This is a genomic window from Nonomuraea sp. NPDC050556, from assembly GCF_044457355.1.
In the GTDB taxonomy this organism is placed as follows: Bacteria; Actinomycetota; Actinomycetes; order Streptosporangiales; family Streptosporangiaceae; genus Nonomuraea.
Map to the genome: position 1 here is coordinate 456,442 of NZ_JBITGU010000006.1, position 18,516 is coordinate 474,957.

Below are 18,516 nucleotides of genomic sequence, written 5' to 3' on the forward strand. Positions count from 1 at the left end.
GTCGGGATGCAATCGTGATGAAACAAAATTTCACACTGGTCCTGTCTCGAGGCGCGCATTGCGCCCGAGAGCACCTCCGGTTTCTCGGTGGAGAGCGCTCTCCTCGGCGCTCTGAGAAGTCCGTAGGCTACGGCAGTTGGTGGCCGTCCTAGATCATGTCGGCACTTCGTGCAGGGTGGCACCAGAACTCCCAAAGCCACTGATAGTGATCACAGAGCTACTTTGCCATAACTTGTGGGGTAAATGGGACGTAAGTTAATGTCCGGGACGTTTCGTTAGATTTCGCTCCGAGCGTGGGTCGATCCGACTTCGGCGGAGAGCGACGGCCGCTGCCTGTCGAGGCGCTGTCGGGTTGATTCGGAGTGTGATCGCGCGTGCGTCGCGATGCCTTGCTGCCCTTTTCCTGGCGGAAAAGCCTGGGCGCAGCTTTGTCGGTGTTGATGGTGTCTGGAGCGTTGTCTCTAGGTGAGACGCCAGCGGCCGTCGCCGCAGTCTCCCTACAGGCAACGGCCGGCCTGGCAGCGCCGACCGGTGATGTGCCGCAGACGCCGCAGCAGCAGCTGGGTAGCGCGCGGCCGCTGGCCCCGCTCGTGGGCTCTGCTGCCACCGACACCTCGGCCAAGCCGGGCACTCCTCACGCTGACGCGCCGACCCCCAAGGGGGCGCTGCCGCTGGAAGACAGCCCGTCCACCGAGTCGGATGAGCCCGGGGTATCGCGGATGATGGCCGCTGCCTCGGTTGGCTACTGCTCGTCGTTTTCCTCCTACAGCGGCGGCAGCTACTCCTCCGGCGCTCAGGTGGTGCTCAACAAGTACGTCTACCGCGCCAACACCTCGGTACCGTCCGGTCAGGCTCCGCCAGACGCGCAATACACCACCACCAGCGGTGGCATGGTGGAGTGGCACTACTACTGGGGCAACGTCGGTCCGTGTGATGATGACACGCCGCCACCGACCACGCAGTACCCGCCGAGCTTGACCGATGTGTTCCCGCTCAGCGGCATGCTGGTCGGCACCCGTACCCCGATGCTGGGGGCCGAGGCTGTCAGCAACATGGGCGACTACGGCATCGACTTCTCTTTCAAGATCTGCACCGACCAGGCGCTGAGTGCCGGTTGTGTCACTTCCGGCTGGCTGACCAGCGGCAGCGGTACCTGGCGGGTTCCGGCCAGCAAGGCGCTGGCCTGGAGCAAGCAGTACTGGTGGCAGGTCACTGCCCGCGATGCCAGTAACTCCCTGACCACCGACTGGTCCGGCACGCTCACCACCGGTGTGCGCCAGCCGTCGATCGGGTCGAACTTCTCCACCCCTGGCCCCGACGGGCAGGAGTTCCAGCCGTCCACCGGTAACTACTCCGCCGCCGTCACCGACGCCACAGTCGCCACCGTTGGGCCGCCGCTGGCGGTCTCGCGCTCTTACAACAGCCTCGACCCGCGCCGCACGAGCATGTTCGGCGCCGGCTGGTCGACCCGCTGGGACATGAAGATCACCCCCGAGGGTGTGGTCGGCGGCGCGTCTCCGACGTCGCTGCTGGTGACCAACCCCGACGGGCGCCAGGTGCGGTTCGCCGCCAACGGCGGCACCACCGGCACCTTCCAGCCGCCGCCTGGCATGTATGCCACCCTGGCCGAGACCCGCGACGTCGCGGGTGGGCCGTTGACCGGGTGGAAGTTGATGGACAAGTCGGCCACCACCTATCTGTTCGACGCTCAGGGTCGCCTGACGAAGATCACCGACCAGCGGGGGCGCAGCCAGAGCTTGGACTACGGCACCGACGGCAAGCTCGCCAAGGTCACCAGCATCGGCGGCCGCTCCCTGTCCTTCGCCTGGACCGGCTCCCACGTCACCCAGGTCAGCACCGACCCGGTCGACGGTGCCCCGCTGACGTGGACTTACGCCTACAACGGCGACAAGCTGACCAGCGCCTGCTCCCCCGCTCAGGCGCCCAACTGCACCACCTATGAGTACGCCACCGGCTCGCAGTACGCCAGCACGGTGCTCAACTCTGATCCGCTCGGCTACTGGCGGCTCGGCGAGCAAACGGGCACCGACGCCCAGGATGCCGCCGGTGGCGCCGGGCTGGCCAGGCTCAACTCGGTGACGTTGAAGCAGCCCGGAGCCGTGAGCGGCAGCACCGACACCTCCGCCCAGTTCACTGGGTCCAGCTCCGTAACCCTGCCCGACGCGGCCATCGCTCAGCTCGGCGACGCGGCCTCGATCGAGGCGTGGTTCAAGACCACCAAGCCTGGCGTGATCGCCGCCATCAGCCCCAACTCCACCACGGCCCAGACTGCGGCACCTGCCCGCACCGCGTTGTACATCGGCTCCGACGGTCTGCTGCGCGGCCAATTCCGCCCGCGCACCGACACCGCGGCGATCGCACCGATCGCCTCGACCGGTGTGGTCACCGACGGCCAGTGGCATCACGTCGCACTCACCTTGGGGGGCGGCACCCAGCAGCTGTTCCTCGACGGACAGCCGGTCGGCACTGCCACAGGCACCAGCGTGTCCGGCTGGCCGATCACCGCCCAGGTGGGCAACGGCCTGCTGGAAGGCGGCGGCAAACGCGGCTGGCCCGGCGGTCCGGTGACCACAGCTGAACTGCCCTTTGTCGGCCAGTTGGACGAAGTCGCCGTCTATGACAAGCCGCTCACGCCGCAAGAGATCGCCACTCACGTCGCCGCGCGCGCTGTCGCACCGCACCTGATGTCCAAGATCGCCCTGCCCTCTGGCCGAGTGTGGATGCAGACCACCTACGACGCCGGCAACGACCGCGTCAAGACCCACACCGACGCCAACGGTGGCGCCTGGCAGGTCGGCCCGCCCGCCCTGAACGGCAAGGGCGGCGTGTCCACGGTGAAGGTCACCGACCCTGCCAACGGCACCATCAGCTACGACTACGACACTTGGCGTGGCTACCGGCTCCTATCACGCACCGATCAGCTGACCAAGAAGACCACCTACGACTACGACACCGGCGGATTCGTGGCCAAGGTCACCGACCCCAACACCAATACCGTCCAGCGCACCTACGACAAGCGCGGCAACGTGCTTACGACCACCACGTGCCGGGCGGCGGGCAACTGCCAGACCGTCCGCAACGAGTACTACCTCAACACTGGCGACGACTTCGACCAACGCAACGACCGCATCACCAAGGTCCGCGACGCCCGCTCAGCGAACGCGACCGACAACACCTACGCCACCACCTTCGAGTACAACTCCTTCGGCGAGCCGACCAAGCGCACCTCCCCAGCCACAACCGGTTTCGCCAGCGGCCGCTCAGAGTCGGTGTCTTACACCGATGGCAGCGAACCTGCCACCGGAGGGGGCAGCACCCCCGCTGGATTGCCCAAGACCCAGACCGACGCCAACGGCAATGCCTGGACCTACGCCTACACCGCCACCGGCGACCTGGCAGGACAGACCTCACCGGCTGGGCTGAGGGCCAAGCTCGACTATGACGTGCTCGGCCGGCTGTCGGCCAAGACGGAGATCTCGGCGGCCAACCCTGACGGGGTGAAGTCAACCTTCACCTACGATCCCCTTGGACGCCTGCTGACCCAAACAGCGCCGGGGGTGAAGAACGAGGTCACCGGTGCCACCCACACGGCACGCACCACGTTCACCTACGACCCGGACGGCTACAAGCTGACTCAGGCCGCCTCCGACCTGACCGGCGGCGACCCGGAGCGCAAGACCACCTACACCTACGATCCGTTCGGCCACGCCGAGAGCGTCACCGATCCCGAGGGCGCCGTCATCCGGCAGGCCTGGAACTCTCTCGGTTTGCCGAGCCATGCCACTGATGCCCGCGGCACCATCCTGACGCTCGGCTACAGCGCGCGTGGTGAGCTGATCTCGACCACGTTGAAGGGGTGGACCGCCAGCCCCGTCAACCCCCAGCCAGCCAAGGACATCGTGCTGGAGTCACGCTCCTACGACCCCGCTGGCCGCCTGGCGAGCCAAGTCGACGCGATGGGGCGCAAGACAACCTTCACCTACTTCGGCGACAACCTGCTGTCGCAGAAGATCGCCGACGATGTCAAGCTCAACGGCGCCACCTCTACCAAGGACGTTGTCCTGGAGGCTCATACCTACGACGCGGCAGGCAAACACACCAAGCTTGTTACGGGCGGCGGGATCACCACCACCGATTTCGTCTACGACCCCGCTGGCATGCTCACCTCCCAGACCGCCGACCCCGCAGGAGTCAAGCGCACCACCGCGTTCACTTACGACGCGGCCGGCAACACGCTGAAGAGCACCCGCACCGGTGCCGGGTCAGCCAAGAGCGAGATCACCGAGTTCGTCTACAACAAGGCCAACCAGGTCACCCGGAAAACCGTCGAAAACGGCGCCCAGGACCTGGTGTCCACCATGACCTACGACGAGCGCGGCCTGCTCACCGAGACCACCGACCCGCGCGGCAACGCTGACGGCGCCGCCGCTGTCGACTACACCACCACTCTGCGCTATGACCTGCTCGGTCGGCTCGTCGAAACCACCGCCCCACCCGTCAAGATCGACAAGCTAGGGCAATCATCCACTTCGCGCCCCTCCATACGGGTCGGCTACAACACCCTGGGGGAGCAAACCCACAGCGTCGACGCCGAAGGCCGCACAGTCGTCACCACCTTCGACAAGGCAGGCCGCCAGGTCAGGACGACTGCACCGGTCTATACGCCACCCGGCGGCACCGCCATCACTCCCACCACTACAAACGAATACGACCCTGCAGGCAAGATCGTCCGCGCTACCGACCCGCGAGGGAACGTCGCCTCATTTACCTACGACCAGCTCGGCCGTCAAGTTCAGGTCACCCATCCCGCCCCAGAGGGGCAGAGTCCCGGTCGTACGGTGACCGAGTATGACCTCGCAGGAGAAATCCTGGCGTCCGTCGACCCGATGGGAGCCCGCGCCGAAGCCACCTACGACGACCTCGGCCGAGCGATCACCCAGACACAGGTGGAGCGCAAGCCAACTGCGGCCGCCTACACCACAACGTTGACCTACAACGACGCCAGCCAGCTGACCAAGGTCATCACCCCCGGGAACAAGGCCACCACCTACAGCCCCAACGCACTAGGCGAGGTCAAATCCACAGTCGACGCCGCCACCAACACCACTACCCAGAGCTTTGACCTGGCCGGGCGCACAACCAAGATCACCGATCCCTCTGGGAACGCCACTCAGGTCGATTACGACCTGGCCGGACGCAGAATCACCGAGACGAACCTGAACGCGTCCGGAACCATCCTGCGCACCCGCAGCTTTGGCTACGACTCTGCGGGCAATCTCACCTCAAACACCTCTGCTGAGGGCCGCATCACCAAGCAGACCTTCGACGCCCTCAACCGTGTCACCGCGCTAATCGAACCGGTCAGTGCCACCGACTCCATCACCACCAGCTTCGGCTATGACGCCGCCGGCGCCCGAACCCGCCTTACCGACGGGCGCGGCAATGCCACCTGGACCAGCTACAACAGCCTCGCACTGCCCGAAACCGTGGTCGAACCAGCCACAGCCGCCCACCCCGACTCCGCCGATCGCACGTGGACTCAGGTATATGACCAGGCGGCCAACCCCGTGGCAAGTCTGCTCCCGGGCGGAGTACGCATCGACCGCACCTTCGATCACCTCGGCCGACTGACCAAGGAGAGCGGCAGCGGCGGTCAGTCCGCCAGCGCCGAGCGCACCTATGGCTATGACCTCGCCGGACACACCATCACAATCGGCGACGTGAGTGTCGACTACAACGACCGCGGCCTGCCCTTGACCGTCTCCCGCGGCACGTCCCAGCAGACCGCCTACACCTACGACGCTCTCGGCAACCCCACTCAGCGCGTCGATGCCACAGGCACGGCAGACTTCACATGGGACAACGTCAATCGCATCGGTACCGCCACCGACCCGGTGACTGGCCGCAAGATCACCTACGGCTATGACAAGTCCAGCCGACTCACCTCGATGGGCGCGGCCAAGGGCAGCACAGCGACCGACAGCCAGACCTTCGACTACGACGCCACCGATCGTCTCACCAGCCACATCTTGAGGAACGGTGCCGGAACCCAGCAGGCGCAGATCACCTACGAGTGGGACAAGGACGACAACCTAACCGCCAAGACCACCGCAGGCGGCCGCGGCCCCTCCGGAACGGGCGACCCCGGTGAACTTCCACTCGACCCAGCACCGCGCATGGCTGCAGTTGCAGCCGCTGGAACTGGCAAGAACACCTACACCTACGACCAAGCCGGCCGCCTGACCTCCTGGACAGCTCCCGACGCCAAGGTCACCACCTACGAATGGGACGCCGCAGGCAACCGCACCAAGGCGGGCGACAAGACGTTCACCTACGACGAACGCAACCGCCTCCTCTCGGGCGACGGAACCGACTACGCCTATACCCCGCGCGGCACCCTGGCCACGCAGACCAAGGCAGGTGTCACCACCAACCTCAGCTTCGACGCCTTCGACCGCCTCATCAGCGACGGCGACAGTCTCTATACCTACGACGGCCTCAACCGACTCAGCTCCCGCACCCGCGGCACCGTCAAGGACCAGTTCATCTATACGGGCCTCGGCAACGACATCGCCACCATCACCGACGCCGGCACTGGTGGACTCAGGGCCAAATACGGCCGCGATGCCTCCGGAGGCCTGCTCGGCCAGCAGGAAGGCACCGGCCCCGCCACCGGTACGCTGACCGATCTGCACGACGACCTCGTCGCGACCTTCGACACCACTGGCCTTATCACCAGCACCAGCTACGACCCCTTCGGCAATGTCACGACACAAACCGGCGGCAAGACCAACCTCGGTTATCAGGGCGAATACACCGACCCGGACACCGGCCGGGTCAACATGCATGCCCGCTGGTACCAACCCGGCACCGGAGCCTTCACCACCCGTGACAGCGCCACTCTCAATCCCAACCCGTCAGTCCAGGCCAACCGCTACTCCTACGCGAACGCATCACCTCTCGTCGGCAATGACCCGACAGGCCACTGGACCGAAGTCACTTGGGATAGCGAAGGACGCGCCAGTTCGGACGGTGGCTATGTTTGCAGCGGCAGCATCTGCCATGAGACGGCCACGCATGAACGGTGGTGGAGCAGCTTCATCACCTCCGCCGGCTATGACTACAACCACAGCCCCGAATTCTCGCCTGAAGAGCTCAAGCGTATCGGCGGCGGGTATATGTCCAACGGTCGCCCCAAGCCGGATGGCATAGATTTCTCGAGCATGACGCCAGAGCATCAGAGAGCGTTCATGCAGGGCTGGGACCCGACAATGAACCGAGCAGAGCTGGGCATGCTGGCAATGATGACGATGGGGGCATCAGCGGGAGGATCCGCTGGCGGGAGACCATCCAGCTGCTCCGAAGGAAATTTCGGATTCGCAAAGAAGTGCGTCGACACCTACAAGCAGCTTTGCTCAGAAAACCCCGGCACCAAGGCCTGCAGTAAATGGCTGGACAAGCTCACCAAGGATCGACCCGCCTGGGCCAAGGAACTGAATCCAAAATTCTTTAAAGCCATGCTGTTCATGACATATGAAATGGTCACTAACCTTGACCATCCTGTCTTCAAATGGGCTGAAGAACAGAAGAAAAAATACGGTCAGGTGATTTCCACTGCGGCGCTGATGAATCGGATCTACAAGGTCTTCAAGGCTGGCGCACGATGGGACCACAAGGGATATCTGCGAACCCTTCTCGGACTAGGAAAACCGGGGCACCTGAAGAACGACGGATATGTTTGCGTCTACAAGGACTGCAAGGGTGGCCAGGTCTACTACGACGTATTCTCAAACATCCATTTCGGATGGATCATGAACGCCCTGGGCTTCACTCGAGAGTTCACTCACTGGGCCGCAGACATGTACGCCAGAAAGTCCAGTACAGTAGAGGACGAAGGTGACCAGTACGCCGAGTATCTCGGCTGGAGGATGTTCGAAAGTTGGGGCAACGGCGCGGCCCGTAATCGAGAGAACGCCAAGGCTTATGGCGTCTACGACCTCTGGTATGACATGCGGCGCCTCTTCGAATACTACGAAGAGCAAGAAGTGGAACAGTACAGATGGTAACGATGGCTATGAAGGCACGGAGAGTCACAGGCGCCACGGCCATACTTCTGGCGCTTATTAGTGGCTGCGGCACTGCGACCGGAGGAGTAGTACCGCAGCCACCCTCCGCGAAGTCGAATCCGACAGTCGACAAGCTACTGCTCTCTTTTGATGAGATCCCTAAAGTAGTAGTTTCTCAGCTGATGCTTGGCAGCCAGAACCCTGACGTGCAAAAACTCGGCACGCTGGATCTATATGGCTCCTCTGCATATCGGCTACGCTCCTGGAGTGACCGAGATGGCCGCCATCCCATAGCACAGGTGATCTACCAATTCCCAACTGCAGAAGCTGCCGCCAGCGACTACCTAAAGCGCCCATATGGCGGGAAGTTCAACTTCGATGAGGGAATTCAGGCGACCGTCATCGAAAACACGGGCATGGAGATAAAGGCCGAGTCCGCGCGGCTCTTCTGCGTAGCCCCTAAGCGTCTGGGAAATCCACTGAAGAACTGCCCACAATGGGGCTCTCGGGCTCAGTATGGAAAGTTCATCGTCGATACGTTCATCAGAAGGTTTGATGGGCGCAGAGATTACATCCCCGTTCCCGAGGAAACATTCCGCTCTCTGGTTGCAGCAGTTGATCGACACGTGGCCACACAGGTAGGCGATTAGCGCGTTCCCTCCGCATGCAAGATCCTGCGGACGTGCTTTGCTCCCGGCGCACTGCTGTGCGCCGGGAGCAGCCAGGCGTCATGGATCTCAGGCGTCGCGGCAGTGTCACCTTTGTTAACTGCGCTCTTTGAGTACCGCAGGGCGTACCGGCAAAAGGAGTACGCCTCTCGTGCGCAGAAATCTTCCACTCGGCCTCACCATGACGGGCCGCTGACTAGCGCAACCGATAACACCGACGAACCCGGGTCCACAGTCAGGCGGGCAACGCAAGGACATTCTGCAGCCGCGTGGGACCGCACCTTCAACCACCTGGGCTGGAGACTGTCGCCGCAGAACCTATACGAAGGTGATGGTGGCGAGGAGGTGGGCGAGTTCAGGTTCTCGGGCCAGGTTGATCGCGCGTAGTTCGCCGGTGCGGGGTGCGGTGTTGAACAGGAGCTCGTCTGCGGTGTCATTGAGTACGCCGGAGGCGTCGGCGGCTTCCCAGTGGACGCCGTGGAAGGAAGTTCGCCGGAATCGTCCTGCCAGGACGCATTCCAGTTGCGGGGCTCCGTAGGAGTCGGTTCTGTACTGCCGCATGACCACGATGCGGGCTGAGGTGATACCCGGGGCCATCGCGAACGCCTCGCGCAGGGTCGCCAATGCGTGACCCGCCACCAGTTGCAGGTAGTAGGAGGCCCGCTCGGTCTTGTTGAGCTTGCGCAGGGTCAGGTTGCCTGCCTGGGTGGCGCCGGGCATGCGCTCCGGGACCCCCTCCAGGCCGGGTACCTGGAGCACAAGCAGGACCTCGCTGCCCTGTACCCCTGCTGCGGCTGCGGGTGCCTGGTTGTCGTCGAAGGCGTCGGTGAGGGTCTCCAGTACGGTCGCCGGGTCGTTGGCCAGGAGCCTGGACCACTCCCGGTCCAGCTCTTCCTGGATCTGGGACCGTTCAACCTCGGCGCCGCCCACCCAAACGGCGGCCTGAGCGTTGGCACCGATGCGGGCGCGCTCGCGCGCGGCGCGGCGTTCGGTCCGGTTGAACCAGCTGATCCCCTTCAGTGCCTGGCGCTCGTGGGTACGCAGCATCGCGGCGTGTTCCACGGGACGGATGGCCGGAGCCACCGGCGGGGTGACGTCGGCGAACTCCGCCCGGTGCAGTGAGGTGATCTCGTGGAAGACGGCCAGCAGGCGCTTGGCCTCCTCTTCCTTGCTCGCCTGCGCCAGGCTTCGCTGGGCGTTCGCCGGTCGGCGGCGGGGGCCGCCGCCGAGGCTGGAGTACAGCGTGATCGGGCCAGCGCCAGTGGACAGTCCGGTACGGCCGGCACCTACGTGAACGCGGGCGATGCGGGGACCGAGGCTGGCCCGCATCCCTCGGCTCGAGGCGCTGATACGGATGCCTGGCGCGATACGGAAAGAGAACCCCATGCGTAAAGGGTAGGTCGCATAATGTAATGACATCAACCAGCGCACCCACTCTGACCTGGTAATTTATGCCAGTTCCTCCGTATTTCCCCTGGTGTCAACCGAAGGTCCTCCGCCATGGCTCGCCGCTTCAACCCACCCCCGAACTGGCCACTGCCACCCACCGGCTGGACCCCACCCAAAGGCTGGCGCCCCGACCCCTCCTGGCCACCGCCGCCGGCAGGCTGGCAACTATGGAGCGACGACAGCGACCGCGCCACCAGGCTCCTCAAGCGCGTCTACCTCGGCCCCGTCGCCCACGACCCCGTACGCAAAGCCGTACGAGGCACGCTCCTGGGGATCCTCACCGTGGTCGTCGCCATCGGCCTGCTCCCTGGCGGCCAGACACCAGAACCCACCGCCCTCGCCCAGCCCGTCCCCACCGCCACCCCTACAGCCACGGCCACGCCCACGACCGCTCCGCCCTCCACCACCGTCACGCTTCCCGACCTCACAGGACTGCCGGAAGAAGACGCCCAACTCCAGCTCAAGACCGTCGGACTGACCTCCACCTTGACCGACGTGAACGAGCTGTCCTGCTACGACGCCTGCGTCGTGTCCTCCATGAGCCCCAAGAGCGGCACCTCAGTCACCCCGGGATCTACGGTCGACCTGGTACGGATCAGCCGCGAGGCATACGGCTTTTACAGCAAGCACGCCAAGATGCCCAAGCTCACCGGGCTCTCCGAAACCAAGGCCTCCGACACACTGGATGCGGTGTCGGCCCTCGTCGACACCGACTACGTGACCGCCAAAGACGGCCAGAAGGCCGACCAGGTCATCAAGCAGTCCCCCAAAGCAGGTGTAGCCCTCAAGCCCGGCCAAGCCGTCCACCTGACCGTCACCCAGCAGGGCTACTCGATCGACGAAGAGGAGTCCGAGGAGGACACCACGGTGTCAGGCACCGTCCATCCGGGAGCGTTCTGCTCTACCGAGGGCGCGACGGGGTACACCACCGCAGGCACCCTGATGCGCTGCTCCACCACAGCCAGCGACTCCCGCGCCCGCTGGCGCCGCGCCTAGCGACACCCAAGGTCACCGTGCCAGTGAATCGTCACCTTGCGGGCGACTTCGAGGTGGCGCAACTCCAGGTTGTAGGCGTCGAACAGCTTCCGCCGGGTTTCGTCATCCAGGGCTGAGAGACTCGGGAGCGCGTTCAGGCCAACAGAGCCAAGGCCGAGCTCCTTGGCCTTGACCTTCCGGAGGCGAGCAGACGGGCGTCGGATGTTCTCCAGTGTCCATCGGCCGCTCGTCGATCTCCTCCAGATCCGAATCGGGCTGAGCCTCGCCGAGACCCCGTAGAGCGCCGGCAGCGTCCGGCTCGGACAGGTGGACGAGGCTCAAGCCGGACACCTCGAAGTGATCACCACTGACCGTCCAGGTAGCCGCCGACCAGCGGCCGAGCAGCAGCGACCCCTATGGCGCATCTCACTTCGATCAGGGGCGCAAGCCGAGCATCCGTCTCCCCATCCGGCGTGATCAGGAGCACTGCGACGGGGAGCACCTCGCCGGGATCTCGTTGCCGGAGCTCGTCCACGTCGGCGGCCTCCCGCTCCGCCAGCATGCGCTGCCTCGCGAACCGCATCCTCGAACCGGTCCGGCACCGCTTCGACCGAATCGAGCACCGTCAGCCTGGCTACGGCCTGCAGACCCGCCAACCCCAGCCGATCAGCGTCAGCCGTAAAAGCCAGGACCTCCGCCCGGAAGTCTCCTGCCTGGTGCAGCAGATCCACCAGCACCGCACGGATCACGTCACGCGCGCCGGGCCCGGTCAGCCCCAGGCCCAGCCCTGCCAGAGTGAGCCGTACCGCTGAATCGTTCGCTCGGGCCCCGACGGCAAGTTCACCTGGCACTTCGATACCCGGCGCGCAGCCTCGATCACCGGCGGAGTGTCCGGCTCGGAACCGGTCGGCCTGCGGACAGAGGGTGTCGACCACATTTGGCCGACCGGATGGCGCGCATCTACATGCGGTGTTCCGGTGACACGGGGCTTCTCGATCACTGGACGAGGTCTGCGAAGGCCGGGAAGCCGGAGCCGCCACCCTGGCTGGATGAGATCAGGGTCGGCGAATCGGGCCCCGTCGACCTGCCGAGGCTAACGAGTCCCCCGCAGCAGCCGCCCGCCGGGAGATCAAGGAAGAACTCGGCTTGGACTTGGAGATCGACGCCTCCTCGTGGTGGATTGGGTTCCTCCACATGGCCCCTGGGATGACTCCCTCATGTTCGTCTTCGACGGCGGCACGGTCACAAGCGGCGTCCAGCCGGTTGACGACGAAGTGGGTGAGGCACGCTTCGTACAGGCTGCCGAGGCGTAGGAGCTGCTCCGGCCATACATGTGGCGCAGGCTGCAGGCAGCGCCAGATTCCGCGATCTATCTCGAACACGGCGACCCCCTTACCTGCCACGTGCCTGCAGGGCCTCAGCCGGAGGCTTCCACAGGACCACCGAGCCTGTCGGAGGCATCCAGTACGTTCAGAGCATGATCGATGGATGCGCACCGGATTCGGAACTGGAAGCTGTCTTCGCGCAGTTGATCGGGCTCGACCCAGACGGCTCAAGGATGGCAGCGACGCTGCGTCGCTCCATCGATATGCTGCTCGATGGCCCCAATTCTGGTCGATACGATTGGGAACAGCTGCACAAGACGGAGAAAACCCACGGCGGTACTCTCGTCGAGATCAACTTCCAGCGGGAGTTCAAGTTCGAAGACGGGGAGAAGCTCGACTACCGCATCGCAGGCGTGGATGTTGACTGCAAATTCTCTCAGAAGATACATGGCTGGATGATCCCGCTTGAAGCAGTCGACAAGCTTCTCCTGGTCGTATGGGCTTGGGATCCTACAAGTCGCTGGTCAGCCGGAGTGGTACGCGCAAAGGCCGAGTACCTTCCGGAAACCGGAGGAAACCGCGACAAGAAGAGGTATCTCAACGAAGCGGGGAAGCAAGCCGTTCGGTGGCTTTTCCACGACAAGCCGCTCCCTGAGAACGCTCTCCTTCACATGGCCCCCGACGACGTAGCTGCCATCTACGCGAAGCGAAGTGGGCAGCAGCGTCTCAACGAGCTCGCGCGACGGGCGCAGGGAAAGCTACTGACCCGCAACGTCGTCGCGACAGTCGCAACCGCGAATGACCCGAAGCCCTACAAGGATCCCCTCAAGCGCCTTCGCAACAACGGCGGGGCACGGACGCAGCTCCGGGCCGAAGGAATCATCGTTCTAGGCCAATTCAAGAACCATTGCGACATCGCGCGTCAACTGGAGTTGCCGGTACCTGGTCCGAGCGAGTTCGTGAGCATACGGCTGGCTCCACGGGGTCCGCAGCACTACGGTGCTCCCTTTGTGGAAATCGGCGGCCAGGAGTGGGTCGCTGCATCGAAGGATGATCCGGTGGTTGAAGCGCCGATGTTGCCCAACGTAGGCTCTATTCGCGAGTGATGGTGCAGATAGAGTTAGCCTCGAAGTTGCTTGAAGACAGCGTCTCGCGAATCGGCAGGAAGTCGGCGGTAGCGTGTCCAGGCGCGGTCGATCGGCGAGGCACCCCGCCTGCCACGCTCCATCCACCGCATGAGACGGGCGCGCTCGGTCTCGTCTAGATTGCGGATATCCGACAACAGACGGGCGACGTCAACAGGCTCGTCTGTGCCGTTCCCTGCGCGGCAGCGCTTGCACTCGGTAACGAGCTTCTCCTGTACAGCGCCTCCAGGAAGCCTGACACTGCGCCGGGTAACCGCCAGAACTGCGGTGTCGTTGGCCGCGTCGAGGTAGACCTCTCCGCCTGCTATTCCACAGACGACGCATTGGTAGTCATCCGCCGCGAAGATCGCCTTCCGCTGCTTGGCTGAGATCGAGCTGGACGTGGCCCTCCGGCGTACACCCGGTTCCCACACCGGCAGGCCCGCGGTGACGAAGCGTTGCTCTTCGGACCGGAGTGTGATGTCGTCGGTGTTGGTATGGATCACCCAGCCAAAGTCTCGGAGGTCTCGCATCCGGCGGTCCGCTTGGGAAATTCCCGGAAAGGCGTCCCTGTGCTGCTCCTTGGTGAAGATGTTTCCTTCGCCTATCTCGCTTACCAGCCACAACGCGGTCTTGATCATCGTCCCCGCCTTGAAGGCCGGGTCATCCCACCCAGGTAGGTTCACACCGACTCCATCGTTATATGAAGTGACTTGATCGATTATCCCCAGAATTGTCAGTCGCAGGTGCCACGATGCTGCCTGACGTGGTCAACAGGTGAGGGAGAAGCCGGGCATGTCGACAACGTACGGGGTTCCGCCTCAAGGCGAGCAGGTTCGCTCGATGATTTCCGAACGGCTGGCCGAGGCCGTCAGCGCTAACGGCGAGAAGATAACGATCGAGTGGCGCGGACAGCAGAAGCACTTGTACGTGATTTCTATGCCGGTCGACCTGCTCTACTACAACCCCGACACTCACCGCATCCGCGCTCAGCGCACGTTGGACCCGGTGCGGGACCTCGCCCTGGACAACGATCCGTGGGGCCACGAGGCTCAGGACTATCTGGACACGCTCCTCAAGTGCGAGCCATCTGATCCGGACAAGGTCGATGAGGACTACAAAGCCCTCCGCGACAACCTGGAGAACTTTGGCCAGAAGGATCCGGGCATCATCACGATCCACGGCGTCCTCGTCAACGGGAACACCCGCGGCGCTGCGCTACGCGAACTCGGCGAGAAGCACATCCGCGTCGGCGTGCTGCCAGACTCCTCCACCTGGGACGACATCGGCAGCGTCGAGCTGTCATTGCAGCTCCGTAAGGAGCACAAGCGCGGCTACTCGTACATCAACCAATTGATCGCCATCGACGAACAGCTGAAGGCGGGCCGCCGGCCGGATGACATCGCCCGGGAGTTCCACATCAAGACTCCCACGCTCGAAAAGGATCGCTGGGTGTACGGCATCATCCAGGATGCCATCGCACGCAGCGCGACCACAGATGGCGCAGCCTTGCGGCTGGTCGACTTCGAGGACCATCAAGAGAAGCTCCGCGAGTTGCACCGCGACTACACAAGCGCAGCGAAGTCTGACCCAGACGCAGCCGAAGCACTCAAGGAATCACGGCTTGCCATGATTGTGCTTGGCTACGCTAAGACGGATGTACGGCTCGCGAAGACCGACTTCCACGATAAGTACCTGGAACCAAAGCTTCCCGAGTCGATCAAGCCCGAGGTGAAGTCGGCACCAGTCAACATCCCTGGCTTGGATGGTCTGACGGTCCCGGATGCCACGCCGACCGCGAAGGCGACCAGAGCTCTCACCGACACCCTGCTCAAGGCTAAGGCGACCGCGCTGGCTGGGAGCAAGGTCAGCACCACACAGGTCACCGAGGCGGCGGAGAAGCTCAGGGCAGCCAAGGACTCCTTCGACCGCGCGCTCACTCCAGCAGGCCGTGACGACCGTCAGCAGCAGCGCAGGCTCGCCGCCCCCGAGCGGCTGTCAGATGCGTGCGACAACATCGACCTCTGCATCGGAGACCTGGCTCAGGCTCGGGCAACCCGTGCTCTTGACGAAGAAGCCTTCGACGATGCGGTCATTCGGCTCCGTCAGTCGTTGGAGAAGCTCGCCAAGCAGGCTGCCCGGACGTTCACCGAGCCCGGCGATGGTGTGGCCTGGCTGCTTGAAGTGATGAAAGACCCTTCGTGAGTGACTCGATACCGAGCCTGCAGATTGGTTTCGGCGAGAGTGCTGCCGTGGCTCGATTGCGGGTTCGAGATGGCCATGAAGACGATCTTCGACGTCTGGTAAACAGGTTTCGAACCGCCAATCAGCGCGCTCGCGGCTCTGCGGAGGTCGCGATCGAAGACCTGTTGCTTAACTTGGCGGAGCTGGCCACTTGGCCATACCCGGAGAGCGTCACCTGGGACCAGGAGCTGGCCGCACTCGCCCGAGACACGGCCCTTGATGCCCAGACCGTTCGCGCCGAGCTGAGCGGAGCCACGGACAACACAGTCTCATCTAGCGAACTGCCAGACTTGCTCGGGTCCGGATGGAAGGGACCGCTTACGTCGTTCCAGCGCAGAGATATTGCCAGACTGCTGTCCTTGCGTCACGGCGCGAACTTCTCCGTGCCAGGAGCGGGCAAGACCCGTGTCGGTCTGGCGGTGTTCCAGGCTCTGCGCGAAAAGGGACAGGTACGGCGACTTCTGATCGTAGGCCCAAAGTCCTGCTATGAGGCCTGGAAGTCCGAGAACAGCGAATGCCTGTCTGACCCCCTCCAAATGGAGGTCTATGACAAGAGCATCGATCCGACCGCGGACGCCCTGATCGTGAACTACGAGCGTCTCCAGGGATCGTTGAACGCGCTCGTACGCTGGCTCTCAGCCCAGCCTTCCTTGCTCATTCTGGACGAAGCTCACCGCATGAAGCTGGGGGCCGACGGCGCATATGGTTCTGCTTGTCTCGCCCTGGGACCACGGGCGCGACGACGCCTGATCTTGACCGGCACGCCGGCTCCCAACGGCGCGAAGGACCTGGAGAACCTGCTGGGATTCGTCTGGCCCGGCTACGGTCGCCGGACAGTGACTCAGGCTGTGGCTGGTGGCAATCTCGCGCAGGCGAGCCGGGTTCTGCGTCCGCTGTTTACCCGGACGACAAAGGACGAACTTGGACTCCCGCCCGTCACGATCACCCGGCGGGATATCGAGCTGCCGCCGTTGCACCGCGAGGTCTACGACGCGCTGATCGGCTTGTACTCGGCCCGAGCAGTCACGTCGCAGGACGATTTCCAAGCCCTCGGCAAGATCACAATCTACCTGCTCCTTGCCGCGATCAGCCCCGCCTTGCTTTCGGTCGGCACCACCAGGCATGAGCCACTTGCCTATCAGGTCCCTCCGCTACAGATTCCCGACGGGTCGCCACTTCTCGATGTGATGCGCGATCTGCCCAACTACGAGATGTCGCCCAAGTACCTGGAAACACTCGCGGTAGTCGCTCAGAACGCCGCCGCTGGACGGAAGACACTGGTCTGGTCGACTTTCATACGCAGTGTCACCACGTTGGAAAAGATCCTCAAGGAGTTCTCCCCCGCCCTGATCCACGGCGGGACCGAGGACCGTGATTCAGAGATCGAGCGGTTCCGGCGCGACCCAGAGTGCATGGTGCTTCTGTCCAATCCAGCGACTCTCGGGGAAGGGATCAGCCTGCACCACGAGTGCCATGACGCGATATACGTAGATCGTGACTTCGCGGCCGGCCGTTTCCTGCAGAGTCTCGACCGCATTCACCGGCTCGGTCTCACGCCAGGTACCGAGACAAGAATCACGGTACTAACCAGCAAAAACACCATCGACGAAGTCGTCGCTCAACGGCTGAACGACAAGCTTCAGTTCATGGGCCGGATCCTCGACGATCCGACTGTCCACCAACTTGCCGACCTCGACGAGGAACCCGCAATCGGTGGTGGTCTCGACCAGCGCGACCTTCAGGCACTTATGGGCCACCTCCGTGCCAGTGCCAGCTGATCCCGTGCTGCGGGCCGCCCTACGCTGGTTGGATCACCTGCCCACCTCAGACATCACGCGCACCCGAGCTCTGTTTATCTCCCACAGCGAGTTCAGCGATGTGACCCCTACCCAGTACTCAGCCGCGCTGACTTGGCTGCAGGACGCAGGACTAGTCACCGCCATGGGTCGTGTACAGGTCTCATCGGGCCCAGCTTCCCTGATGGAGGCTGCCGTACGTGATGCATTCTGGTTCCCTGACGCCGACCTGCTCATCCATAGCCCGGAAGAACTTCCCGAAGACGCCCTGCGAGCCGCTGGGACCTTGGGGCTCGGCACAGGCGATGCACTAGCAGTTGTGCGACAGGCCTGGAGCAAGATCGACGCCGCTGCACGTGCCGACGTGGGCTCGGCGGGGGAGCATGCCTTGATGGCATTACTCTCCGCCGAGACCGACGTCCCTGCAAGGCATGTCGCAGCCGAGTCTGATGGGTACGGCTACGACATCGAGCGAGAGCCTTTCCATATCGAAGTCAAGAGCACCACCCGCAGGGGGCGCCTCAGCATTTATCTCTCCCGGCATGAGTACGAGACCATGCGCCGCGACCCGTTCTGGATCCTCGTCACCGTCAGGCTCGACCAGTCGCTTCAGCCAGTCGCTGTAGCCACCGTCAATCGCGATTGGATCTCTGCGAGGGCCCCAGCGGACAAGCAAGTCGGGGGCCGCTGGGAATCAGCACGCTTCGATGTTCCGCATGAAGCCCTGACCCCAGGTTGCCCAGCACTCGCCCCCTTCCGAACGCTGGGATTCCTCGCCGGAACACCTCCGTGGCCGGGCTAGCCGTGCGCAGCGCGAAGCTGACCCCCATACCGCAAAAGCGGGCATA

The 18,516-nt window shown here is 63.8% G+C and carries 10 protein-coding genes and 1 pseudogene; 8 read left to right on the top strand and 3 right to left on the bottom strand.

All coding sequences use genetic code 11. The annotated features are described in order from the left end of the window. Positions 1-374: 374 nt before the first annotated feature. Complete coding sequence (locus tag ACIBG8_RS48980) at positions 375-8,087, top strand: LamG-like jellyroll fold domain-containing protein (RefSeq protein ID WP_397350206.1); 7,713 nt, start codon at positions 375-377, stop codon at positions 8,085-8,087. 2 nt (positions 8,088-8,089) lie between these two features. After that, positions 8,090-8,737: a hypothetical protein gene (locus ACIBG8_RS48985; protein WP_397350207.1), complete on the top strand. Its 648-nt coding sequence runs from the start codon at positions 8,090-8,092 to the stop codon at positions 8,735-8,737. Positions 8,738-9,073: 336 nt separating this feature from the next. On the opposite strand, the gene ACIBG8_RS48990 is transcribed toward ACIBG8_RS48985, so the two are convergent. Next, positions 9,074-10,141: a DUF4236 domain-containing protein gene (locus ACIBG8_RS48990; protein WP_397350208.1), complete on the bottom strand. Its 1,068-nt coding sequence runs from the start codon at positions 10,139-10,141 to the stop codon at positions 9,074-9,076. Between the two features lie 114 nt (positions 10,142-10,255). Here ACIBG8_RS48990 and ACIBG8_RS48995 point away from each other — a divergent pair, with 114 nt between their 5' ends. Continuing rightward, the gene (locus ACIBG8_RS48995) at positions 10,256-11,200 is read left to right on the top strand and encodes a PASTA domain-containing protein (protein WP_397350209.1); all 945 of its coding nucleotides are present in this window, start codon (positions 10,256-10,258) and stop codon (positions 11,198-11,200) included. Between the two features lie 340 nt (positions 11,201-11,540). On the opposite strand, the gene ACIBG8_RS49000 is transcribed toward ACIBG8_RS48995, so the two are convergent. Then, entirely contained in the window at positions 11,541-11,762 is a 222-nt protein-coding gene (locus tag ACIBG8_RS49000) for a hypothetical protein (protein WP_397350210.1), read from the bottom strand. A gap of 485 nt (positions 11,763-12,247) precedes the next feature. Between ACIBG8_RS49000 and ACIBG8_RS49005 the strand changes: the two are divergent. Next, positions 12,248-12,328 (top strand): annotated as a pseudogene (locus ACIBG8_RS49005) (NUDIX domain-containing protein); the annotation flags it as partial. A gap of 328 nt (positions 12,329-12,656) precedes the next feature. Continuing rightward, positions 12,657-13,610, top strand: a complete 954-nt coding sequence (locus ACIBG8_RS49010; RefSeq protein WP_397350211.1) for a NaeI family type II restriction endonuclease — start codon at positions 12,657-12,659, stop codon at positions 13,608-13,610. 14 nt (positions 13,611-13,624) lie between these two features. Here ACIBG8_RS49010 and ACIBG8_RS49015 read toward each other — a convergent pair whose 3' ends face one another. Beyond that, positions 13,625-14,269 (bottom strand): hypothetical protein, encoded by a 645-nt coding sequence (locus ACIBG8_RS49015; protein WP_397350212.1) that lies wholly within the window; start codon positions 14,267-14,269, stop codon positions 13,625-13,627. A 154-nt stretch (positions 14,270-14,423) separates the two neighbouring features. Here ACIBG8_RS49015 and ACIBG8_RS49020 point away from each other — a divergent pair, with 154 nt between their 5' ends. From ACIBG8_RS49020 to ACIBG8_RS49030, 3 genes are all read left to right on the top strand, one after another. Further along, positions 14,424-15,833: a transcriptional regulator gene (locus ACIBG8_RS49020; RefSeq protein WP_397350213.1), complete on the top strand. Its 1,410-nt coding sequence runs from the start codon at positions 14,424-14,426 to the stop codon at positions 15,831-15,833. Then, positions 15,830-17,650: a DEAD/DEAH box helicase gene (locus tag ACIBG8_RS49025; RefSeq protein WP_397350214.1), complete on the top strand. Its 1,821-nt coding sequence runs from the start codon at positions 15,830-15,832 to the stop codon at positions 17,648-17,650. Before ACIBG8_RS49020 ends, ACIBG8_RS49025 begins: the two co-directional genes overlap by 4 nt. A gap of 202 nt (positions 17,651-17,852) precedes the next feature. Further along, positions 17,853-18,470, top strand: coding sequence for a DUF3883 domain-containing protein (locus tag ACIBG8_RS49030; protein ID WP_397350215.1), 618 nt, complete (start codon positions 17,853-17,855; stop codon positions 18,468-18,470). The last annotated feature ends 46 nt before the right edge of the window (positions 18,471-18,516 follow it).